The sequence below is a fragment of the Streptomyces sp. NPDC004721 genome (assembly GCF_053601495.1).
The window spans coordinates 1-16,395 of sequence record NZ_JBSGBZ010000099.1; the positions used below are offsets into that span (position 1 = coordinate 1).

At 68.2% G+C, this 16,395-nt stretch carries 17 protein-coding genes and 3 pseudogenes; 13 read left to right on the forward strand and 7 right to left on the reverse strand.

Annotation, left to right across the window (positions count from 1 at the left end; translation table 11 throughout):
• Positions 1 to 263: 263 nt before the first annotated feature.
• Entirely contained in the window at positions 264 to 1,019 is a 756-nt protein-coding gene (locus ACWEK3_RS40205; protein WP_453252045.1) for a class I SAM-dependent methyltransferase, read from the forward strand.
• An 11-nt stretch (positions 1,020 to 1,030) separates the two neighbouring features.
• Here the strand turns inward: ACWEK3_RS40205 and ACWEK3_RS40210 are convergent, their stop codons facing one another.
• Genes ACWEK3_RS40210 through ACWEK3_RS40220 form a run of 3 tightly spaced genes read right to left on the reverse strand, consistent with a single transcriptional unit; the run spans position 1,031 to position 4,256 of the window.
• Positions 1,031 to 2,170, reverse strand: coding sequence for a hypothetical protein (locus tag ACWEK3_RS40210; protein ID WP_453252039.1), 1,140 nt, complete (start codon positions 2,168 to 2,170; stop codon positions 1,031 to 1,033).
• Positions 2,170 to 3,240 (reverse strand): TniB family NTP-binding protein, encoded by a 1,071-nt coding sequence (locus ACWEK3_RS40215; protein WP_450547006.1) that lies wholly within the window; start codon positions 3,238 to 3,240, stop codon positions 2,170 to 2,172. Before ACWEK3_RS40215 ends, ACWEK3_RS40210 begins: the two co-directional genes overlap by 1 nt.
• Positions 3,237 to 4,256 carry a Mu transposase C-terminal domain-containing protein gene (locus ACWEK3_RS40220; RefSeq protein WP_450547005.1) on the reverse strand — a complete coding sequence of 340 codons (1,020 nt, stop codon included), beginning with the start codon at positions 4,254 to 4,256 and terminating at the stop codon, positions 3,237 to 3,239. Before ACWEK3_RS40220 ends, ACWEK3_RS40215 begins: the two co-directional genes overlap by 4 nt.
• On the opposite strand from ACWEK3_RS40220, the gene ACWEK3_RS40225 reads away from it, so the two are divergent.
• The 7 genes from ACWEK3_RS40225 to ACWEK3_RS40255 all read left to right on the forward strand — a co-directional run bounded on the left by ACWEK3_RS40225 (position 4,255) and on the right by ACWEK3_RS40255 (position 11,516).
• The gene (locus tag ACWEK3_RS40225) at positions 4,255 to 4,737 is read left to right on the forward strand and encodes a hypothetical protein (RefSeq protein ID WP_450547004.1); all 483 of its coding nucleotides are present in this window, start codon (positions 4,255 to 4,257) and stop codon (positions 4,735 to 4,737) included. The genes ACWEK3_RS40220 and ACWEK3_RS40225 overlap by 2 nt on opposite strands.
• Positions 4,734 to 5,099 carry a hypothetical protein gene (locus tag ACWEK3_RS40230; RefSeq protein ID WP_450547003.1) on the forward strand — a complete coding sequence of 122 codons (366 nt, stop codon included), beginning with the start codon at positions 4,734 to 4,736 and terminating at the stop codon, positions 5,097 to 5,099. The genes ACWEK3_RS40225 and ACWEK3_RS40230 overlap by 4 nt, the downstream gene beginning before the upstream one ends.
• A gap of 109 nt (positions 5,100 to 5,208) precedes the next feature.
• Entirely contained in the window at positions 5,209 to 6,273 is a 1,065-nt protein-coding gene (locus ACWEK3_RS40235) for a tetratricopeptide repeat protein (protein ID WP_450547002.1), read from the forward strand.
• 44 nt (positions 6,274 to 6,317) lie between these two features.
• Positions 6,318 to 7,649, forward strand: a complete 1,332-nt coding sequence (locus ACWEK3_RS40240; RefSeq protein ID WP_453252040.1) for a Dyp-type peroxidase — start codon at positions 6,318 to 6,320, stop codon at positions 7,647 to 7,649.
• Positions 7,650 to 8,067: 418 nt separating this feature from the next.
• Positions 8,068 to 9,090, forward strand: coding sequence for a quinone oxidoreductase family protein (locus ACWEK3_RS40245; RefSeq protein ID WP_453252041.1), 1,023 nt, complete (start codon positions 8,068 to 8,070; stop codon positions 9,088 to 9,090).
• A gap of 150 nt (positions 9,091 to 9,240) precedes the next feature.
• On the forward strand, positions 9,241 to 9,864 hold the full coding sequence (locus tag ACWEK3_RS40250) for an NAD(P)-dependent oxidoreductase (protein ID WP_450546999.1): 624 nt from the start codon (positions 9,241 to 9,243) through the stop codon (positions 9,862 to 9,864).
• A gap of 437 nt (positions 9,865 to 10,301) precedes the next feature.
• Positions 10,302 to 11,516, forward strand: coding sequence for a glycosyltransferase (locus ACWEK3_RS40255; RefSeq protein WP_453252042.1), 1,215 nt, complete (start codon positions 10,302 to 10,304; stop codon positions 11,514 to 11,516).
• Here the strand turns inward: ACWEK3_RS40255 and ACWEK3_RS40260 are convergent.
• A complete protein-coding gene (locus ACWEK3_RS40260; RefSeq protein ID WP_390877916.1) occupies positions 11,499 to 12,014 on the reverse strand; it encodes an FAD-dependent monooxygenase in 516 nt (171 codons plus the stop codon). The genes ACWEK3_RS40255 and ACWEK3_RS40260 overlap by 18 nt on opposite strands.
• A 208-nt stretch (positions 12,015 to 12,222) precedes the next feature.
• Between ACWEK3_RS40260 and ACWEK3_RS40265 the strand changes: the two genes are divergently transcribed.
• Positions 12,223 to 12,480 carry a NucA/NucB deoxyribonuclease domain-containing protein gene (locus ACWEK3_RS40265; RefSeq protein WP_453252043.1) on the forward strand — a complete coding sequence of 86 codons (258 nt, stop codon included), beginning with the start codon at positions 12,223 to 12,225 and terminating at the stop codon, positions 12,478 to 12,480.
• Between the two features lie 276 nt (positions 12,481 to 12,756).
• Here ACWEK3_RS40265 and ACWEK3_RS40270 read toward each other — a convergent pair whose 3' ends face one another.
• Together ACWEK3_RS40270 and ACWEK3_RS40275 are read right to left on the reverse strand one after the other, a co-directional pair.
• Complete coding sequence (locus tag ACWEK3_RS40270) at positions 12,757 to 12,990, reverse strand: hypothetical protein (protein WP_453252044.1); 234 nt, start codon at positions 12,988 to 12,990, stop codon at positions 12,757 to 12,759.
• A 149-nt stretch (positions 12,991 to 13,139) separates the two neighbouring features.
• On the reverse strand, positions 13,140 to 13,286 hold the full coding sequence (locus tag ACWEK3_RS40275; protein ID WP_450546995.1) for a hypothetical protein: 147 nt from the start codon (positions 13,284 to 13,286) through the stop codon (positions 13,140 to 13,142).
• Between the two features lie 458 nt (positions 13,287 to 13,744).
• Between ACWEK3_RS40275 and ACWEK3_RS40280 the strand changes: the two genes are divergently transcribed.
• Positions 13,745 to 14,182 (forward strand): cupin domain-containing protein, encoded by a 438-nt coding sequence (locus ACWEK3_RS40280; protein ID WP_450546994.1) that lies wholly within the window; start codon positions 13,745 to 13,747, stop codon positions 14,180 to 14,182.
• 157 nt (positions 14,183 to 14,339) lie between these two features.
• On the opposite strand, the pseudogene ACWEK3_RS40285 reads toward ACWEK3_RS40280, so the two are convergent.
• A pseudogene (locus tag ACWEK3_RS40285) lies at positions 14,340 to 14,570 on the reverse strand (SpoIIE family protein phosphatase); the annotation flags it as partial.
• Between the two features lie 103 nt (positions 14,571 to 14,673).
• On the opposite strand from ACWEK3_RS40285, the pseudogene ACWEK3_RS40290 reads away from it, so the two are divergent.
• The 3 genes and pseudogenes from ACWEK3_RS40290 to ACWEK3_RS40300 all read left to right on the forward strand — a co-directional run.
• A pseudogene (locus ACWEK3_RS40290) lies at positions 14,674 to 15,002 on the forward strand (hypothetical protein).
• Between the two features lie 261 nt (positions 15,003 to 15,263).
• Complete coding sequence (locus tag ACWEK3_RS40295; RefSeq protein WP_453252046.1) at positions 15,264 to 15,929, forward strand: nitroreductase; 666 nt, start codon at positions 15,264 to 15,266, stop codon at positions 15,927 to 15,929.
• Between the two features lie 97 nt (positions 15,930 to 16,026).
• A pseudogene (locus tag ACWEK3_RS40300) lies at positions 16,027 to 16,236 on the forward strand (transposase); the annotation flags it as partial.
• Between the last annotated feature and the right edge of the window lie 159 nt (positions 16,237 to 16,395).

The window sequence follows — 16,395 nt, forward strand, 5'->3', positions numbered from 1 at the left end:
AGGACCCGAAGCCCTTCGTCTGGACGAAGGACGCCGACGAGATCCTGCAACGCCTCGCCACATATCTTGATCGAATTCCCGGCGCAGGACACTAGCTGCGGGGCGAAGAGATGGGTTGCGCTGTGCCATCAGGTTTTGTGCAGATTGACTCTTCGTTTTCCGTCCGCTGCTGCGGCAGGCGGGGGCTTGCGAAAACCATTGGTGCCCGGCTTGCTCCCCTGATGGACTGACCGTGAGTCTGCCGCGTGACGGAGGTAGTGGTTGTGACAGGTTATGGCGTGCTTGCCGAGGTGTACGAATGGCTCATCTCGGATGCGAAGTTGCCTCCAGCCGAGTTCGCTGCGTCGTTCGACGACGTCCTCAATCTCCTGCCGTCGAACGCTCAGGTCCTCGACTGTTCGTGCGGAACCGGACAGTTGGCGGTTGGCCTCGCCGGTCGTGGCATGCAGGTTGTCGCAACTGACGCCAGCGAGGCGATGGTTCGTCGGACTGCAGAGTTGTCTGAGGAGTTCGGGGCATCCGTCCGGGCCGTACGGGCGAACTGGGAAGAGTTGCCCGACCACTTCCAGGACAACACGTTCGACATGGTGTTCTGCGTTGGCAACTCGCTTCACCATGCCACGGGCGCGACAGGCAGGGGTGCTGCTCTGGAGTCGATGTCACGGCTTCTGCGCCCCGGCGGGCGCTTGGTACTCACATCCCGCACTTGGGAACTCGTGAGGGCCAGAGGTTCCCGGCTGGAGATCAGTGACCGACTCGTCCGCCGGAACGGTCGCGATGCCGTCGTGGTCTACCGCTGGGAGATTGCGCCGCATTGGGAGGAGGAGCACCACATCGACTTTGCGATCGCGCAAGTTGATGCGACCGGGTTGGTTCTTGTCCGCTCGGAACTGCTGTCCTGCTGGCCCTACCGGTACGAGGAACTCGAAGTCGAGCTGCACCGGGTCGGACTCCAGACGGAACTGAGCACGTTCGATCTTAAGGCCGAGAACTACATGGTGGTCGCGAGCAAGGTATAAACACCGGACTCTCAGTCCCTGGCGTCGGAAGCTCGGCGCATGTCCGCGACCTCTCTGCGCATGAGTTCGTCGGTGCGTGTGCTGTGCCAGATGGTTCCTTCCCACTTCTCGTATCGGTGTTCGCGGTCACGCAGGAGGACCGGTTTGAGGTGGCTGTGGAAGAGGAGTGTGCGGCCCTGGTCCTTGCGGGTGCGGCTGAACCACATCGCGCCTTTTTCGTGACGGGCGAGCCGGTTCGCTGCGAGGCCGGAGAGCTTGCCGTGCATCCGGCCGGGCGTGTAGGCCGTCAGGGGTTGGCTGGGCGGGCGCCAGGAGTCGGCGAGGGACCAGTGCGCGATGGCGTCCCCCTTGCGGTCGGGCGGGCTGTAGGGGTAGGTGATGCGGTTGCTGATCTCCGTGAAGAAGCGGGCTTGCTCGGCCTTGGTGCCGTCGGCCAGCTGCCGCCAGTGGGGTGAGGCGATCAGGGGTGCCAGAGCAACGGCCTCGGGATAGACCGCTGCGAACATCCGCGAGGTGCTGTAGCCGATGTACTCCTGCTTCTCTCGGTCGAACGGGATGAGGAGGTCGATGCGGTCGTCCCAGGCGTCCCAGGTGCCGAATGGGACCGGGTAGCCGTCGACGGACCAGATGTGAGCGCAGAGCATGAGGCCGCTGAGCACGGCGTCGTAGGTGGCCTGCCAGCCGTAGCGGCTGAGGATGCGCAGGTGTTTGCGCTGGGCGTCGACGACTTCGGGGAGCCGGGTGAGGTCGACGGCGGGGTGGTCGATGTCGGGCGGGCCGATCCAGGTGCGGTGGCGCAGGCAGACGTAGCGGTGGTGGGGCAGGAGCCGGGTCACCTTGCCGCCGGGGTGCCGGGCGTCGCAGCGGTGGCAGCCGGTCTGGGGCTGGTGGCGGAACATCGTCCAGTCGGGCCGTGGTGTGCGCAGTTCGGGCAGGGCTCCGGCGAGGGCGTGGACGGTGCGCCCGGTGAGCGCGGAGAGGCGTTCGGGGACGACGACGCGGCGCATGCTGCCGGACCTCTCGCGCTCGGTGACCTGTGTCCAGAGGTCGTTGATATCGAGGCCGTGAAGGGTGGCCAAGCGTCCGATGTAGGAGGCGGGGATCTCGTGCCGGGCGGGTGGAACGGGATCGGGCAGTCGGCGGATGGGCATCAGACCACGTGCCTCCGTTTCCTCGCGGGCCTGGCGGGAGCGGTGCGCTTCTCGGACTGCTCGGCCGCGTAGTCGACGGGGACGGCCTGGAGGAGGTCCTCGGTGATGCGCTCGCTCTCGTCCTCGATGGCGAGGACGGCCGCGCCGCGGATGACCTGGGAGAGGCTGCCGATCATGCCGCCCGTGCGGTGGTAGAGGTACTCGCTCAGCCCGGCCAGCGCGCCGGGTGTGTGGTGGCGCAGCCGGAGTGTGGATTCCAGGGTGCCTACCAGGGCCCGCCAGGCGTCCTGGTCCTCGGCGGTGGCGTGAGTGAAGGGGGCGGCGGGGATGACGACGAAGCGTCCGGCGATCTGCTCTCCCCGGGTGCCCTTGAACAGGCCCTTGGACTCGACGTTGATGCCGGCGTAGGCGAAGGTCGCGGGCAGTCGTTCGGCGAAGTACTTCAGATGGTCGGATGCTTCGGCCCCGGAGCGGGTGGCGAGGGTCAGGTTGTGGATCTCGTCGACGAGCACCAGGTCGACACGGACATGGGCGGCCGTTGCGCAGACGGCGTCGACGATGTCGGTGACGTTGGCCCGGGAGGGGAAGGTCAGCCCGAAGAAGCGGGCGAACTCCATCGCGAGCATCTTCGGTGTCGCCGCGGGCGGGACGGTGACGTAGAGGACCGGGAGCCGGTTGCGGTCATGGGAGTGCCGCTTGCGGACGGCGAGCTCGTGAGCCCGCCCGAGCTGGGTCAGGGCGGTCGTCTTCCCGGTGCCGGAGGCGCCGGAGAGGATCACGCCGCGGCGGGCGGAGATCTGGTTTCGGTTGAGCTGGATCAGCAACCGGGAAGTGGTGGTGACCTTGCGGATGACCGGGGTGTGCACCATCGGCAGATCGGCGTGATACTCGCGACGCCGTTCGTCCTCACGCACCCGTTCCCGCGGACTCAGCGCCGCCCGTTCGGCGGCGGTCAGCGGCCGGGGCGGGACCGGCTCGTGGTCGACGAAGTGACGCCAGCCCTCCTTGCTGGTCAGTGGGTTGTCCGGCGGAGCCTCCGAGTCCGGGACGGATGGGGAGGGCGTGTTCATAGCCACCTCTCGGCTTCTGCGTGCGCGTCGAAGAGCCCGAACTCCACCGCCGCCGCGGGCTGCTGGACCTCGGGCTCTGGCTCCGTGCGGTGCTCGGTCTCGGGTGCCGCGGCGGGCGCGGGGACGGGACGGGCAGTGCGGGTGCGAGCGGCCACCTTGGCCGACCGGGTGTCCGGGCCGTGCTCGGCGCGGGTGAGCAGCTCGTCCAGGACGCGGGCGATGGCCGTCTCGTTGGTGTCGTCCAGCCCGGCCTCGGCCGCCAGGCGGCGCGCGTGTTGCCAGGTGAAGTCCGCGAACGGTGCGTTGACCAGCGGCCACTGCGTCCAGGGCGCGGTGACCCAGCCGTCCGGTGTTCGGACGAACACCTGGGACAGGTCGTAGGGGTCGTAGTGCACCTCCCACAGACCGCGCTTGGCGGTGATCCCGGAGTGCTCGCGCCGGTGCGGCCCCAGGTCGGGGCTGTCGTAGGTGCGGTAACTGATCTGGATGCCGTAGTCGTTGATCGCCCGCCAGGCCACCGGCAGCAACTCCAGGTAGTCCTCGCCGCGCAGCACGAGCGGCAGGTAGCCGCAGGCCGCCACCAGCGAGGCGTACTTGTCGTTCGGCGACATCGCCCTCTTCGTACGGAACGGGTCGCGCAGAGCGCTGTGTGGCCTGGCTTGCCACCCGGCCAGCAGCCACTCATCCAGCAGGTCCTGAAGCTCCGGAACGGTCCAGACGGCCTGGTCCTCGACCCGTTCGCCGCGGCGGGAGACGTCCCGGCCGGTGTAGCCGGCCAGGTGCTGGGTGAACAGGGTGTTGACCGAGGAGAAGGTGGCCTCCACGATCGCCTTGTCGGTCGGCGTGCGCGGACGTGCCCGCTGCACCGAGATGCCGAGCCGTTCGCAGGCCCGGACGAAGGTGTCTGAGATGAACACCTTCCCGCCGTCGATGACGACGGTGTCCGGCACGATCACCGGTTTCGCCGCGACCTGTTCCATCCGCGTGTCCACGTCCAGCAGACGCATGTGCGGCATGCGGGAGGCCGCCATCCGCAGACTCGCGGACCAGCCGGGCCGCATCGGCTCGGGCACCAGCATCCGGGCCAGCAGCAGCGAGGCGTCCAACAACGCCAAGCTGATCGAGCAACAGGCCCTGCAGACGGACAAGAACCTTGCCCAGGAGATGGGCGTGAAGCCCGGCAGTCCGCTGCCATCCGGGGCGTACATGCGCAACACCGTGATCGGCTACAAGGTCATCAAGAAGTCGAGCGATGAGGTCAGTGTGTGGCTGCTGGCCCGCGCCACCCAGAAAAACGGCGAGACGGCCAAGGAGTCGAGCTCGTACACCCGCACTCTGAACGCTGTGGTGTGGGAGGACGGCGACTGGAAGCTGTCCGGAGCGGCCACTACGCGCGCCCAGCAGGACGCCGCGAAGCAGACTGAGCCGAAGATCGTCGCCCCAGGCGACGAGGACTTCAACGACGCCGGGTGGACCGCGATCCGTGAGGCGTCGTGAGGCGTCGGCTGGCGGTTCTGCTGCTGGCGCTGGTCGCGGTGTTCGGGGTCTCGGTGTCCGCTCCCCAGCCCGCGGCGGCTGCGGACGGGATCATAGGCGGAGCCATCAACGGGGCATGCCGGATCGCCACGGGTCCCATTCTCGGCACCATCACGGGAACCATCACGTCGCCCGGTCGGGCGGGCTCCATCACCGGTGACGGCCCCTTGTGTGACAAGGTCGGCCAGGTCGGCGCCAAGGCGGTCAGTAAGGCGTGGAAGGCGGTCTGGGACAGCGTTCTGGGCGACGTCATCAACTCCGCCGCGGACGTCGTCAGGTGGGTCATCAAGAAGGTCATCACGCGGGCCATGGCCCGCGCGTGAGCGACGGCGTCGACGGGACCGTCCCGGCTTCGCGCGAGTTCCCGTACCTGGCACCGCCCAACCCCAACCCGCCCGAACCCGTTTCCGTCCCGACGGCCGCCGCAAGCTGATGAGCAGTTCCCTGGCGGCCACCCATGCCGGAGGGCCCGACCTTGCGGGCGGGCCTCCCACGACGGCCGGCGTCATCGCCATGGGCAACCTCGACGCCCGCATCGAAGGACTGACGTTGCAGGCGACACGGGGAAGACTCACCGCTGACGTCTGGGGCGAGCTGGTGGAGCTGACCGTCCTGCGCGGGCACGTACTGGGCCGCATCGACCAGGCCGAGCGCGCGGCATCGCTGGCCGAGAGGTTCGTTGACCAGGCGCCGCGCGATCCTCGCTCGCTTGTGGCGCGCGCCAGACTGTCGAGCCTCTTCCACCGGTTCGCGGCGGCGCTGGACGATCTGGACGCGGCGGCCGCGCTGGGGTTCGATCGGCGAAGCATGGACGAGGAGCGGGCAGCCGTCTGTCAGGCGGTCGGGCGGTACGAAGAAGCGCTCACGCTACATCGACAGGCGCTGTCGAGAGGGCAGGACTTCAGCACCCTCGGCGCCATGGCCCGCTGTCATGCCGAGAGCGGCGAGGCAGACGAGGCCGAGAGGTGGTTTTTGGCGGCGAGACGCACCTATCGCGGGGTCAGCCCTTTTCCGCCGGCGGTCCTCGAATTCCAGTGCGGGCAGATGTGGCTTGCCCAGGGCAGCCTGGTGAGCGCGCGTATCTGGCTGGAGTCGGCCGCCCGCCGACTGCCGTCCTACGTGCCGGTTCAAGGTCACCTCGCTGAGACCGACGCCGCCGAAGGTAGGACGCCCGTGGCGACACAGCGCCTGCGTCGGCTGGCTCTCGCCAGTGACGATCCCGACTACGCGACCCGGCTTGCCCGCCTCCTGGACAGGTTCGAGGCACCGGCGGAGGCTCGAACCTGGCGTGCCCACGCTGCCGCGCGCTACGAGGAGCTGATGGCGCGCCACCCCGAGGCCTACGCCGATCACGCGGCGGAGTTCTGGCTGACCGTCGGCGGCGATCCCCAGCGAGCGCTTCGGCTCGCGCGGTGGAACCTTGCCCTTCGAGCGACCCCGCGCGCCCAGGCGCTCGTCAATCGCGCGATGTGCCGTGTCGGACAGCGTCAACAGTAGCGGCGATTGGTACAAAGTCGCCGATATGCGACCGGAAGGATGTCATGACAGCGACTGAAGCCCCACCGCTGCAGCTGGACGAGATTCAGGGCATCGTGCTGCGCAACCGGCCGTCACCGTACGTCGGCACCTACATCCTGCTGCGTGTGGACGATCCAGGCGCCGGGCGTGAGTTGATGGGGCGTCTGGCCGAGCTGGTCGACTCCGCTGCCAACTGGTGGCAACCGGACCTGCCCGCGCTCCTCAACGCCGGACTGACGTATCGAGGGCTCGCGGCGCTCCAGGTCCCACCGGCTGCCCTGAACACCTTCCCTGAGGAGTTTCGGCAGGGCATGGCGGCGCGCGCCGAGTTCATCGGTGACACCGGGGAGAGCGCGCCCGCACGCTGGGAGCCGCCCTTCGGTACCGGCCAGGTGCACGTCGTGCTGTCCCTCCTGGCCGCCGACCAGGAGTCATTGGCGGTCGTCCTCGAACGTGCGCGCAAGGCCCACGCGCAGCTTCCCGGTGTTCAGGTCGTCCATCGGCAGGACTTCTACCAGCTGTCCACCGGGCGCACCAGCTTCGGCTACAAGGACGGCATCGGCAACCCCACGATCGAAGGCAGCGGCGCCGAGGCTCCGCCCGGTGACGGTTCCGTGCTCAAGGCAGGCGAATTCGTGCTCGGCTATCCCGACGAGACCGGAAACCTGCCGCCGATGCCGCAGCCGGCCGAGCTGGGCCGCAACGGCACCTTCGTGGCCTGGCGGAAGCTGCACACACGCGTCGTGGCCTTCCGCCGGTATCTCCACGACAACTCCGGAAACCCGGAGGAAGAGTCGCTGCTCGCCGCCAAGATCGTGGGCCGCTGGCAGAGCGGTGCCCCCTTGATCCTGGCGCCCGAGCACGACGACCCGGCCCTGGGGGCGGACGACCAGCGCAACAACGACTTCCGCTACGAGTCCGATCCGCGTGGCGCGATCTGCCCCCACGGCGCCCACGCCAGGCGAGCCAACCCGCGCGACTCGGAGATCATCGGCGACATCCGCCTGCACCGCATGATTCGACGGGGCACCAACTACGGCCCCCCGCTGTCGGCCGGCATCCTGGACGACGATGGCGCCGACCGTGGCATCGTCTTCGTCTTCATCGGCTCACACCTCGACCGCCAGTTTGAATTCGTGAAGTCGCAATGGCTGAACGACGGCCATTTCACCGGCCTCGACCAGGAGAAGGACCTGCTCACGGGCGACAACGACGGCACGGGCATCTTCACGATCCCGCAGCACCCCATCCGGCGCCGCCTGCACGGCGTAGAGCGTTTTGTCATCACCCGCGGCGGAGAGTACTTCTTCCTGCCGAGCCTCAGCGCGCTGCGTTGGCTGGCCAACGCCCAGTGAACCGAGCGCCGGTCGAGGGAGACCATCGTCTGTTCCAGAATCGGGCGGTTGTCCGCATCGCTAAGGCGGGCCCGGCGTTTGCTGGGCAACCTAATGCCGTCCGCTTCCACGGTGTCGTAGACGCACTGTGCCGCAGCGCACCCGACGCTAGCGAACAGCGCCGAACAAGCGCGGGCGGCCGCGAACCATCGCGGCAGGTCAGCTGCCCATCCACCCTCGATCGAGGCCCGTTGCAGTTACTTCGGGACGAAGGGATCGTGCCAGACGCGTGCCAGATCGTGCGGGGAATCACGGGGAACACCGGGAAGTCAGCTGCTCCAGAGGACATCTGGGCCCGCTGCTCGTGATCGCTCCTCGACGGCGTGCGCCGCGCGAAAGCGCATCGCCCCTCACGAGCGGACACCTGGAGGCCATGACGATGCGAGCAATCCAATACGACCGGTTCGGCAACTACGAAGTCCTCCACCTGGTGGACGCCCCCAGGCCTGCGCCTCAGAGCGCACAGGCCCTTGTCCGGCTGACGCTGGCCGGCATCCAGCCGTTGGACGACACCGTGCGCAGGGGCAAGCGCGGCGGGGTCAAGCCCTTCCCGGTCACCCCAGGAGGCATGGGCGTCGGGACGGTCGAGGAGCCCGGTGATGGCGGTCCGGCGGCGGCCACCCGGGTCATGATCAGCGTCGGCCGCTACGGCATCGCCGCGGACGGTACCTGGGCCGAGTACGTCGCGGTCGACCCGGCCCATCTGGTGGCCGTCCCGGACGGGATCGACGACACCACAGCCGCGGCGCTATCCACTGGCGTCGGCTACCTGACCGCGTACCTCGCACCCACCGCGCTGGCCGGATTCCAGCCGGGTGGCACCGTACTCGCCCCCGGAAGCGGCGGCGCGGTGGGCCAGGGCGGCGCCGAGATCGCCCGGTTGGGCGCATCGCTCGCGATCACAACCGCCACCTCCACGTCCAAGTCAGAGCAGAGCCGGACGGCCGGATACGAGGTCATCGACCTCAGCCGCGAATCGCTGCGCGACGGAGTCGCCCGGCTCACCGACGGCAAGGGTGTCGACGTCGTCCTCGACGGTGTGGCCGGGCCCATCACCGGGCAGGCCCTGGGCGCGCTCGCCCAGGGGGGCACCCTCATCAGCATCGGCTACTCCGCCGGCATGCAGGCCGACATCAACGTCACGGACCTGATCTGGAAGGCGGCCCATGTGCACGGCTTCCTGTTCGCCCTGTTCACCCAGGAGCAGATGAACACAGCCAACACCAAGCTCCTGGACCTGGTCGCCCGTAAGGAGATCACGCCCCTCGTCGACCGCGCCTTCCCGCTCGAGCAGGCCGGCGAGGCGCAGCGCCACCTCATCGAGGGCGGCCCTTCGGCCGTGTGCTCCTCAGCCTGTAACCGCGTGCCCAGCACGCCCCTCGCGTTGCGCCTGAGCGCCTAGGAGGTCGAGGAACTCACCGACGCGGCCGGTTGAGCCTGCAGTGATCTTCGTCAGTGTCGCCCCGCCCTCTACGCTCCAGGCTCGGCACCCAGCCCGGTGAGCGTTCGGCAGTCGCAGGGACAAAACCCCCATCCCGTAAGGAGCCCTACCGTGCACGTCATCCTCTACGGCGCGTCCGGCCAAATCGGACGTCCCGTCCTCGACGAACTCCGCAGCCGCGGACACCAGGTCACAGCGGTCGTGCGCAACCCCGACAAGCTTCCCGAGAATATCGAGCGCGTCCGCGACGACCTGAGCAGTGCGGACCGGATCGCGGCAACCATCACCGGGGCGGATGCCGTCGTGAGCGCCTACGCGCCCCCGCGCGACGACACCGATCAGCTGCCCCGCGCCACGGAGCGCTTGATCACCGCGGTGCGCAGGACCGGCGTCCCCCGGCTGATCGTGGTGGGTGGATGCGGCTCGCTCGAGTTCTCACCCGGCGTCACGGTCCTCGACTCCGGCCACTGGCCGCAGGAGCTCGTTCCGATCGCCGAATCGCATGTCAAGGCCCTCGACGCGCTGCGAGCGTCTGACATCAACTGGACGTATTTCAGCCCGCCCATGGAGATCGAGCCCGGGGTACGCACCGGGGTGTTCCGGCTGGGCGGCGACAGCCTCATCAAGGACGTGCAAGGCAACAGCCGGGTATCTACCCAGGACTACGCTGTGGCCCTGGTCGACGAGCTCGAAAGTCCGGCGCACGAGCGGTCGCGCTTCACCATCGGCTACTAGCGTCACGTCAGCCTGTCCATGTCACCTGAGGCCGTCCTGCGAGGCCGTCCGAGTCCCGCAGGGCGGCCTCGGGAACGTGGCCTGCCCAGGCTCCGGCTGCCGTTGGGCATCTGCGGCCACAGCGATCAGCCCGGTCAGGTCGCGCCCGCCTGCTTGGGCCGCGAGTATGCCGCAGTTGGTCTCGGCGGCCTGCAGCCAGGCGACCTCGCGCGCGGCGGATCGGGCCGTACGCAGTGCTGCCAGTGCTGTGTGGTTGGCTTTGTTCACGACTTCCGACAGCGGATGTACGCGACTTTGAGCAGCACGCCAACGTGTAGGTGTTCGATGTTCATGAGTAACGACAGCACGCATCGACTCGGGGTCGCAGCAGTCAGGTGGGCTGAGGGATCTCCGTGGCAGGCGACGGTGGCCGGACGGCCGCCGAGGAGAATCGCTCCATGCGAATCCTGATCATCACCGCCGGTTCACGGGGAGACGTCGCGCCCTTCACAGGACTGGGGCGGCGCCTGCTGGACGTAGGCCATCAAGTCACCTTGGCCGCTCACCCATCCTTCGAGGCACTCGTCGGCGGGTGCGGCCTCGAATACCGGCCTGTGCCGGGAGACCCGCAGGGGCTGATCCGGGACTGGGCCCGGGCGACGTCGCGGGAGGAGACCCAGGCGCTGACGAGGGCGTACGCGGACGGGCTTGCCGATGGGGTGGCGGAGGCCGCGGCGGGCGGAGCCGACCTGCTGCTCACGGCCTTCGGCCCGGCACCGCTCAGCCGGACGGCCGGCGAAGCGTTCGGCATCCCTGTCATCGGCACCTACCTCGTACCGGCGTTCGCCACCGGACAGTTCCCGCTGCCCAACGCACGGAGCACCGACGGCCTGGGGCCGGAGGACAACCTCGCCGCGGGCCGGGATGTGCTGAGGCGCGCGGAAGGGGTCTTCGCAGGCGCCGTCGCCCGACTGCGCGCCCGCCTCGGGCTGCCCGCCGGCGCGCCCTCGGCACCGGTGGACATCCGGCCGGTCTTCCACGGCTTCAGCCCGCTGGTAGTGCCGCGCCCCGAGGACTGGCCGGCCTGGGTCGAAGTGGCGGGCTACTGGTGGCCCGCGCGGCCGGACGGCTGGCGTCCCCCGGTCGAACTGGTCGACTTCCTCCAGGCCGGTCCGCCCCCGGTGTTCATCGGGTTCGGCAGTATGGCGGCTGGACAGGGGGAACGGCTCAGCAAGCTAGTGGCCGCGGCGGTGAAGCGGGCAGGTACGCGGGCGGTGGTGCAGGCGGGATGGGCCGATTTGAACGGTTGCGGCGCCGACGTCCTGGCCATCGGCAACGTCCCGCACGACTGGCTGTTCCCTCGCACCGCCGCCGTCGTCCATCACGCCGGGGCGGGCACCACCGCAGCCGGGCTACGGGCCGGAGTGCCCGCCGTGCCCGTTCCCGTCATGGCCGACCAGCCGTTCTGGGCGTCTCGGCTGTACGAGCTGGGAGTTGTCCCCCGGCCTGTACCGTTGCAGAACCTCACCGCCGAAGCCCTCGGCGACGCGATCACGGCCTGCCTGTCCGAGCCGGCCCACCGCCGCCGCGCGGCCGAACTCGCCCGCGGGATCGCCGCAGAGGACGGCACCGCTTCGCTGCTCGCCCACATCGGCTCAGAGAGCGCCGGGTGAAGCCGCATCGCCGTGCTGCTGTGCCAGGCTGCCCGAGGCACTCTGCCGCATCCGGTGCTGTCGAAACGCGCGGACAATTCGAACGCCGCCGCGCTCCGGCCGCCGCCCAAAGTCGTGAGTAAACGCTGCCCGAAGTCGTGAACGTAGCCAGTGCATCCCGAGGTCATCACCAATGGTTCGCCTCGTGATGTCCTGGACTTCCTCCACTGCGACCGGTGCATCGTCGGGCAGCTGCTGCTGTTGCCGGTCCCAGGCAATGACCCGGTACCAGCCGTCCCCGAACGGCGCGAAGAAGGTAAAGCCATGCTCGTTTGAGGCAAAATTGAAAGCTTCGTCAGGGGCGCGCTCAAGCAGCACATCGGCCAGCATCACGGAGCGGATGGCCGACTTGCCGGAGAATGGCATGCCCAGGCTCTGCCGGACGGTGCTGCTCGCTCCGTCGGTACCGACCAGGTAGCGCGCTCGAAGCGTGCCCGTGGCACCGTCCGGATGGCTCATGTCCACGCCCATCCACGGCTGGTCGGAACGTCCGCCTCCACGTCGATCATGGGCCACGGCCCGGAAACCGTTGTCCGCCCTTCGGACAACGTGCCCGACACCCTGCCTGCCGGGATGAGCTACCGCGAGCAGTGGACTGGCATACCCGCCACGGCCCAAGCGGCCCGCGCCGTCTACACCGTGTGGCCTGGCTGAACCCCCGCCGCCTATGCGGCACATCAACCTGGCGCAGACCCACCCTGAACTCACGGACCCCAAGGTCAGCGGAAAGCTCATTCCGGGCTCTATCGCGTCAGGCAAGACGCTCTCACGCCTGTACGACAAGTGGGACACCGCCGCTGGGGAGCAGAAGAAAAGGAACACGGCGGCGATGGACAGGGTGTGCGCGACGATCAAACCGTCGAACACGGACGGCCTGGACTGTGACGAGTATCCGTTCGCGTCGACTTGGGAGGGCGCTGGCTAGGGCCCTAACTTCTCCGTGAAGTATCTCGACTCGACGCAGAACCGCAGCGCCGGCAGCCAGCTCGGCGACTGGTACACGAAGGACGGGATCCTGCACAAGGACTCGTTCTACGTCGCCATCGACAAGTAACTGACGCACCCAGCAGTCCGGTAGCCCCTCACCCCAAAGGGTGGGGGGCTACTCGCGTCCGAGCAGACGAGCGACCTCGTCCTCCTCGGCTCGCTGCCTGGCGAACCGCTCCCGCAGCCCGAGCTCACCGCTCGGCACGGGCGCCTCCTACTCCCCTGCGGGAGTGAATACGACCGCATACTCCTCGAAGCCCTCGCTGGCGCCCCATGCCTCTCGCTGCATCGCCTCCTCGTGCCGTTCCCGCGAATCCTCCCGCCCCCGCGCCCATACTTGGGCGCGATAAACATGGGACGGATCGAGATCAATGGCCGGCTCACCCGGCTCGATGCTCTGGCCGAACGCCTCCATCGGTCCGGGGGCGGGTGATGCGACGCCGTTCATGGTGTCGCACGCGTACATCCGACCCCCGTAGACAGGCGCGTAGGACATTGTGGAGACAAGCCGCCAGTCACCTCCCGGCACCGTCTCCTGGCCGGGTGCAGCGCTGGACAATACGACGGGCGCCCTGTGCGCCTGCACACGGGAGACGATCACGATCTGGCCGGGTACGACGAGGCCCCGTCCGACGTGGCGAAGTCCGCCCGCGCCTCCACGGCGTCGAAACCAGGATCGCGCATCTCACCGATGCTGAAGTGCGAGTACTCCACTTCGACGATCCCCGCGCGACTGACATCCACGAACCTCACCCCTCCGACTGCGCCCGTATCGGCGTCGATGCGCTCAGCAGGGAAGTCCAGGCGTCACATCCCCAGCTCGACACCGTCGCCGACAGACTCATGGTGACGCACCGCCTGCACCAGCACCCAGCGGCGCGTCACATCAGAACAGGGGAAAGGTTGCGTGATACGGCACGAGATGCCTGTCGATGGCATGGTGCGATGCGGTCTCGACGCCGCTGGCTCCCGGATTGTGGCGGTTGCCGACGGAAGGCAGGGTGGTCTCGAGACCGTTCGGGCCAGGCAGAAGGCACACCGCCTGTCACGGATACGAGCTGTGGCTTGTCCTCATTGCGAAGCGAGTTGTGTGAGCCAGGAACCGGCGAACGTGGTCACCGCCGAACGAGTGGGTCGGTACACCTGCGGCGGTGGCCGACGCAAGGTCGTCTATTCCGGGCAGGCTTACGGAGGTGTGGTGCATGTCAGAGAAGAACCCAGAACACGGGACCGCCAACGAGATTTCCTTGCCGCCCGAAGTCAAGTTGCTGCAGGAAGTCACTCCGCCCTTCTTTCCCGAAGGTGGTTCGGGAATGACCGTTCTCGTCGAGTGGCCTCCCGGTCACCCCGGGCTCCCTCCGCATCGCCACTCGGGCCCGTCGTTCGGCTATGTCATGGAGGGCGCGCTCCGGTTCGAGCTCGAGGGCGAGCCGGAGCGTGTCGTCGAGGCCGGTGGGACGTTCTGGGAGCCAGGCGGTGACGTGATCCACTACCAGGACGGCAACGCCCTGTCGGACGCATCGACCAAGTTCGTGGTGACCATGGTGTGCGCGCCGGGTCAGCCGATGCTCACGGTGGTCGACGAGGAGGAGCTGAAGGAACGGGCGCACCTGCGCGCCCCGCGTCCCTCCGAAGGCTGACCCGCGAGATCGACACGCGTCACTTCACAACAGGGCAAACGTTGCCTGATACGGCCCCAGGTCTGCCCCCGGGCGCGGTGACGCCGCCATTCGTAAACGGGGCACTGCACTGTCGTCGGCGAGGTCTGACCGAGTGCACGGAAGCGGTGGGCTGGGTTCATAGGCGCACGATGACCAGGGCGGTGTCGTCGGTGGCGCCACCGGGTGGGAGTAGGTCGGTGAGCACGGCGTCGGCGAGAGCTTCGAGATCGTCTGCCCGGTGGCGGGCCAGGGAGTCGGCGAGCAGGGCGAGGCCCTTGTCGATGTCCTCGCCGCTGCGTTCGATCAGACCGTCGGTGTAAAACACGAGGATGGTGCCCCTGCGGAAGGTCGCGGCAGCCTGGGTCCGGGAGGCGTCGGTCACCTTCGTCGATGGTCTCTGACGCCGCCCCTCCTCAGCCGATTGAGGCGCATATGCCATATTTCTCACATAATTTCAGGAAAGGCGCCCTATGAAGATCGCAGTCATCGGCGGTACCGGGCTGATCGGATCGCAGGTCGTCACTGACCTGAACGCCGCCGGGCACGAGGCGGTACCCCACTCGAAGTCCACCGGGGTCGACGTCATCAGCGGCCAGGGACTGGACGAGGCGGTGGCATCGCCGGCCCCGAGATCTTCTCCCTGGACGAGCTGGGTCGCATCACCCTGTCCCACAAGGGCGACAACGGCACGGTCGTCACCGACCCCACCGCCGGCATGTTCGCCGCCGTCAAGGGCGACGTCCTCACCGACGAGCACGCCCACCTCACCCCCACCCGCTACATCGACTGGCTCTCCTGACCCGCTCACCCTCTGAGGTGCGCAAACCGCAAAGAGCCACCCCGTCGCCCACCTCGCCAACTGCCCGCCTCGCGCGCCGCCGAGCTCGACGCCTTCCGCATCGGGGTGCGGCGCGGCTCTCGGGTGGGACCTGCCGGTCGACGTCGCATCATTCGACCGCAGGCGCACAGCGTTGGACGCACCGGTACCGATGGGCGGACTGGGCTTTCCGTTTTCTGTCCACGAGTGGTCACACGGAGCAGATGAGGGAGGTAGACGACCCTGGACGTCTATGAGGCGGTCACGAGCCGACGAGCGGTTCGCGGATTCACCAGCCGGCAAGTACCGAGGGCGGTGCTGGAGCGCGTGCTCTCCGCTGCGGCCTGGGCGCCGTCCGGGTCGAACCTCCAGCCGTGGCGTACCTACGTGCTGACCGGCCGGCCGCTGGCCGAGCTCAAGAGGCGCGCCGGCGAGCGCGTGGCCGCAGGCGACCCCTGGGACGAGCGGGAGTACGAGATGTACCCGGTCGCACTGAAGTCCCCGTACCACGAGCGCCGATCCGCCTTCGGCCATGAGCGCTACAGCGCACTCGGCATTGCGCGTGAGGACTGGGAGGCGCGCCAGCGGGCCGCTTCCGCGAACTGGGACTGTTTCGGCGCGCCCGCCGCCCTGTTCTGCTACATCGACCGCGACATGGGCCGGCCCCAATGGTCCGACGTCGGCATGTATCTACAGACCGTCATGCTGCTACTCCGCTCCGAAGGACTGCACAGTTGCCCGCAGATGGCGTGGTCGGTGTATCGCAAGACCGTCGCGGAGATCCTGTCACCCCCGGACGAGCTCATCCTCTTCTGTGGCATGTCGATCGGGTTCGAGGACGTCACGGTGGGCTACAGGCGTACGGGCCGGGCGCCGCTCGACGAGACCGTCACGTTCGTCGAAGGTTAGGATCAGCACGCTCCGGCTTAGACATCATCTCATTTGGCCCAGTAGTTGGTCATGGCGGGGATTGTTGAGCGGCTGGTGCCAGACGAGTTGTGGGAGCTTCCTGGCAGCGTCGGGCTGTACGTGGCAGCAGCTTCCCGCGGCGTCGTTCGGGCCATCGGGGGCGACGGCCCACCGCAGGTTCACCGAGTGGTCAAAGGCCCGGGTCTGGGCCAAGCTGCACCGCCTGGTCCTCGACGGACTCGGCTCCCGAGGCGACCTGGACTGGTCCCGGTGCGCGATCGACTCGGTGAACATGCGGGCCCTGAAAAGGTGCCGCTATGGTTTTCGTCAAGCGATAGCGGGTGTGGCTGGCTGATAGAAGGTGCCGTCGCCCCTCTCTGTCAGCCTTGGGTGAGACATCCCGCTTCGCCGGGTTAGCCTGAGAGGGCGCGACAGGAGAACCACCCCCTCATGACCAGCACCAACC